Annotated in this window: 8 protein-coding genes; all 8 read left to right on the top strand. The window is 52.3% G+C overall.

The genetic code is table 11. The features are described from left to right. On the top strand, positions 1 to 286 hold a 286-nt coding region (locus tag ABYV26_RS22105; protein ID WP_372683524.1), incomplete at its 5' end, for a sensor histidine kinase. Further along, positions 283 to 939, top strand: coding sequence for a response regulator (locus ABYV26_RS22110; RefSeq protein WP_372683525.1), 657 nt, complete (start codon positions 283 to 285; stop codon positions 937 to 939). The genes ABYV26_RS22105 and ABYV26_RS22110, both read left to right, overlap by 4 nt. Positions 940 to 1404: 465 nt before the next feature. Next, on the top strand, positions 1405 to 1920 hold the full coding sequence (locus ABYV26_RS22115) for a response regulator (RefSeq protein WP_372683526.1): 516 nt from the start codon (positions 1405 to 1407) through the stop codon (positions 1918 to 1920). 48 nt (positions 1921 to 1968) lie between these two features. Then, the gene (locus tag ABYV26_RS22120; RefSeq protein WP_372683527.1) at positions 1969 to 2247 is read left to right on the top strand and encodes a hypothetical protein; all 279 of its coding nucleotides are present in this window, start codon (positions 1969 to 1971) and stop codon (positions 2245 to 2247) included. 62 nt (positions 2248 to 2309) lie between these two features. Further along, positions 2310 to 2639 (top strand): hypothetical protein, encoded by a 330-nt coding sequence (locus tag ABYV26_RS22125; RefSeq protein WP_372683528.1) that lies wholly within the window; start codon positions 2310 to 2312, stop codon positions 2637 to 2639. A 121-nt stretch (positions 2640 to 2760) separates the two neighbouring features. Beyond that, positions 2761 to 3129 carry a hypothetical protein gene (locus ABYV26_RS22130; RefSeq protein WP_372683529.1) on the top strand — a complete coding sequence of 123 codons (369 nt, stop codon included), beginning with the start codon at positions 2761 to 2763 and terminating at the stop codon, positions 3127 to 3129. Between the two features lie 102 nt (positions 3130 to 3231). Then, positions 3232 to 3369 carry a hypothetical protein gene (locus tag ABYV26_RS22135; protein ID WP_372683530.1) on the top strand — a complete coding sequence of 46 codons (138 nt, stop codon included), beginning with the start codon at positions 3232 to 3234 and terminating at the stop codon, positions 3367 to 3369. Between the two features lie 17 nt (positions 3370 to 3386). Next, positions 3387 to 3797 (top strand): class I SAM-dependent methyltransferase, encoded by a 411-nt coding sequence (locus ABYV26_RS22140; protein ID WP_372683531.1) that lies wholly within the window; start codon positions 3387 to 3389, stop codon positions 3795 to 3797. The last annotated feature ends 326 nt before the right edge of the window (positions 3798 to 4123 follow it).

Here is a 4123-nt window from a genome sequence, read left to right on the forward strand (position 1 = left end):
CCAGGAGGCGCTGACCAATGTCCATAAACATGCCCAGGCCACATGGGTCTTAGTGGCTGCCAGCCGCGAAGGCGGCACCCTTCGTATCCGCATCGAAGACAACGGCATCGGTTTTGATGTCAAAAAGCACTTTTATCATTCCAATGGCCGCATGGGAATGGGGCTGTCAGCCGTGGCACTGCGATGCCGCATGATCGGTGCGGACCTTTCCATTGACAGCGAGGCGGGCAAGGGCACCCGGCTGGCCATTCGTTTGCCCTGCCCGAACCCGAAGGCCATCCAATGAGCGCGTACCGTATCATTCTTGCCGACGATCATACGATGATGCGGGAGGGCATCAGAAGCATGATCGATGCGGTGCCCGGGCTGGCGGTGACCGGTGAAGCCGGGGACGGTCTGCAGTTGATGAAAATACTAAAAAAATCGGTGCCCGACATGGTGATACTGGACATCTCGATGCCCGGACTGCGCGGCATCGAAGTGGCCCGTGAAATTCACTCGCTGTATCCCGAGATCCATATACTCATGCTGAGCATGCACAAAAGCGAAGACTTTTTGTCCAGGTCACTCGAGGCAGGTGCCAGAGGCTATCTGCTCAAAGAGGATTCGGGCGATGAACTGCTCCAGGCCATCGACCATATCCGCAGGGGAAAAACCTACCTGTCCAGAAAGTTGGCCAGTGAATTTCCCTCGGCCATCATTTCCATCTGTCAAGGCGACTTTAAAGCCGTACCCGACCCGCTTACCCCCCGGGAACGCCAGGTCCTGCAGATGATCGCCGAGGGCCACACGGATCGGCAGATCGGCGATCGACTCTGCATCAGTGTTCGCACGGTCCATCGCCACCACGCCAATATCCGGTCCAAGTTAAACCTCAAACGCACCGCCGACCTGGTGCGCTATGCCATATCTCGGGGGTATACCACCAACCAGCGATGAGAATGATTTGGATATGGAAACTCAATTTTGTTAACTTAAATAGTTTTAATATTGGGAGAATTCATCGAAATCGCTATCGGGTTCGCTATCGAAATCGACAAACGCAGTAATGGCCATGGTTTCGATCCCGATAGCGATAGCGATCCCGACCCCGAAAGGGCTGTTATCAGACCACCGAAGGCACAAATTAATGGCATTGTACGCCAACTTCGCGTCTGCGATCGGTTCGCTTCGTTTTTCCGGGTTAGTTTTCTCTACTGTACTGGGTATAAGTACCTATGGACGATCCAAAAATTGGGCAGTATTGCGAATTGTTTTTAATCCACCCGCTGCTGTATAAGATAGCCTAACGAATCTTGAAGCATCCTCCCTGCTCCTAAAGCATTTCTCTTCACCCCGACACGCGTTGCACTTTTCCAGGTTAAGATTCCGAATATCCAATCCAGATGGAAAAGGAGGCCGCACATGCCAACGATGATCGCCAATCGATCGGAACCCTCGCCCGACGGCCGGTTGCCCGTATCTCCCGAAACCTTTCACCCATCTCTGGACAATCGTCCCGACCAGTCGGCTGATAAGCTCAGGGTCGACTCCGCTGCCAGCCGAATCATGATCGTGGACGACAATCCTGACATCCTGAAGCTGGTTTCAAAAATGGCAGCATGTCTGGGCTACCGCCCCACCATTGCCGATGATGGCGTGGATGCCCTCTATTACTTGACCAAGGGGCATTACGATCTGGTAATTACCGATTATGACATGCCCTTCATCGACGGGTACCAGCTGGCCGATCAGATTAAAGAAAAGCATTTCGGGACCAAGGTTATCATCATGACCGGTCACAGCGAGAGCGATGTTGCGGATCTGCTGGACGGATCCGGCATTGTCGACGGGCTGCTGTTGAAGCCCTTCACCCTGAAAGCGTTGAAAGAGAAAATTGAAATGGCTTTTCAACCGCGCTTCCGGACATGGACATCCTGATCCTCAGGTTGTGATCGAAGCAGATATGCCCCACCGATGGAGATGGAGATGGCTTTAAATTTTCGTGTTAGTGTCAGGGAAACCAGCAATCAATCTGTTGCGCTTCAGTTGTATGGCGATTTTGATGCGTCATCGGCATGCGAATTGATCAACGTTCTGGAAAAAAACGTCAAAAGGTCCAGGAAAGTAGCCATTGACACGGATCAATTGAGAACGGTCAATGCGTTCGGTCTGGATGTATTTCTACCCAGTATGTCCAGGCTGAACAACACCCGGGCGGATATCCAGGTGACCGGCCGGTTTAGTGAGGTATTCAATGAAGTGTGAACCATTCAAGCACAGGGGCTACCTGAATCATGATTGCCCTATGGTGAAAGATGCAGGAGACAATGAAGAATAAAGAGATTGAACGGGCAGCACCGCGCAATGCGACCGAGGCAGCGATCACTTGCCGGCCATTTTCCAGCACCTGTGAAATCTGTGTCTCCGATGGTGTCATGCGCAATTTTTCAAGCCAGGGGTCCTACATCGAAACGTCACACAAATTTGAATCAGGGACCATCCTCATCATGCGGATAGTCCTCTACCCTTCAATACCGTCATTCGTTGCTGACCAAGAGCGGCCACGCTCCATCTGCCTGGCCGAAGTCAAATGGTGGCATCGGCTGGCTGGCGAAAAGGCCACCCGGTATGGCATCGGACTGAGATATCTCGGATGAACGGAAGATCCAGATGGTGTCCGACGTCAATACTCATCATCATCCGCACAGCGATGTTCCTGGTTTCCCGGTATCATCTCACATTGCATCTTGATGGAAGCGGAGAAAATAAAGGAAACAGATGGCAACAATTTTTATTCTGGATGACAATCGAGCAAGTTCGGCTTTTCTGAAAATAATATTAGCCCGCCACTGGCATCGGGTCAGCCGGATCACCGATATTAAGAAGGTGACCAACCATCCCTCCGATTCCCCCCCGGAGCTGGTTCTGATCAACCATGCCTTCAGGAATCACTCGGGATGGGAAATGTTCAACCACCTGAAACGGACCGCCCCGCACATTCCGGCGATGGTATATGGGCTGGATCAACTGAATACCGCCAACGCAGACTGGATGGTCAAGGCCGTTGAGGCTGCGATCGGCGAGGCAACCTTCCATCCCGCCAGGCACCTGGATTCATCCGTTCTCGATACCTTGTTTGCCGAATAGAAACCATGGCAACTGAGATCATTCGCCTCCCATGCTTTCCGGAAACGGATTTCTCAAGCAGTGGCAACCGTCGGAGATCTGATCAACAGGGTGGGTTGAATCATGAAAACGACGTCGCCTGAACGACTGGTTCCGGAAATTTTCGCTTCCGCCGATGGGGCGGTCAATGGCAACCGGCCGTGGGACATCCAGGTGCACCAACACCTGTTTTCAAACGCCTTGCAGCCGGTGGATCCATAGCCCTGGGCGAAAGCTATATGGCAACCCATTACCACGTGGAGGTGGTGGGCATCACGGTTTCAAAGGAGCAAGGCAAACTGGCCCGGCAGTGGTGCAAAGGACTTCCGGTGACCATCAAACTGACGGATTACCGACGATTGACAGGCACCTTCGATCGCATCGTATCGGTGGGGATGTTCGAACCTGTGGGGGTCCGCCACTATTGCACCTTCATGCCCATGATTCACTGCTGCCTGGCGCTCGATGGGCTTTTTTTGCTGCACACCATCGCCGGCAACCGATCCGTGCGTTTTTGCGACCCCTGGATCTCCATGTTGACCTACTACCTGCTGGCCTGCGCCGGGTCATTCCGTTCCCGCCGGAATCAGTTGTGGCAGATCGTCTTTTCAAAAAACGGTGTTCCCGGCGGTTATGAAAGTGTGAGGTAAAGACGCTGAAAGTCTTATCGACCTTTTCAATCTGAAAAAAAGGCTGACAGCCATACTTCAGAGACTGCAGGCATAATATATAGAAAACCTCAATAATTCAGAATGTTGAATTTTTTGATAATGTTGGCATTCTCTATGCTATCTATTCGAGTGGGGCGTTTGAACCCTTCGGACAACACCCACCATTCATTGGGAAGACGATATGGCCAACACGTTCGCATCTGCACAAGGGAACGAAGGGGTGGACCCCTGGCGCTTCAGCAGTTGGTGATGTTAATGCATCATCGGCCTGAGGCCTGGACAATCCTTTCAACGATCCATTTAGC

The organism is Desulfosarcina sp., from assembly GCF_041551955.1.
Classification (GTDB): Bacteria; Desulfobacterota; Desulfobacteria; order Desulfobacterales; family Desulfosarcinaceae; genus Desulfosarcina.

Coding starts and splice junctions, on each gene's coding strand:
- ABYV26_RS22110 (WP_372683525.1), top strand. CDS start 283: ATGAGCGCGTACCGTATCATTCTTGCCGACGATCATACGATGATGCGG.
- ABYV26_RS22115 (WP_372683526.1), top strand. CDS start 1,405: ATGCCAACGATGATCGCCAATCGATCGGAACCCTCGCCCGACGGCCGG.
- ABYV26_RS22120 (WP_372683527.1), top strand. CDS start 1,969: ATGGCTTTAAATTTTCGTGTTAGTGTCAGGGAAACCAGCAATCAATCT.
- ABYV26_RS22125 (WP_372683528.1), top strand. CDS start 2,310: ATGAAGAATAAAGAGATTGAACGGGCAGCACCGCGCAATGCGACCGAG.
- ABYV26_RS22130 (WP_372683529.1), top strand. CDS start 2,761: ATGGCAACAATTTTTATTCTGGATGACAATCGAGCAAGTTCGGCTTTT.
- ABYV26_RS22135 (WP_372683530.1), top strand. CDS start 3,232: ATGAAAACGACGTCGCCTGAACGACTGGTTCCGGAAATTTTCGCTTCC.
- ABYV26_RS22140 (WP_372683531.1), top strand. CDS start 3,387: ATGGCAACCCATTACCACGTGGAGGTGGTGGGCATCACGGTTTCAAAG.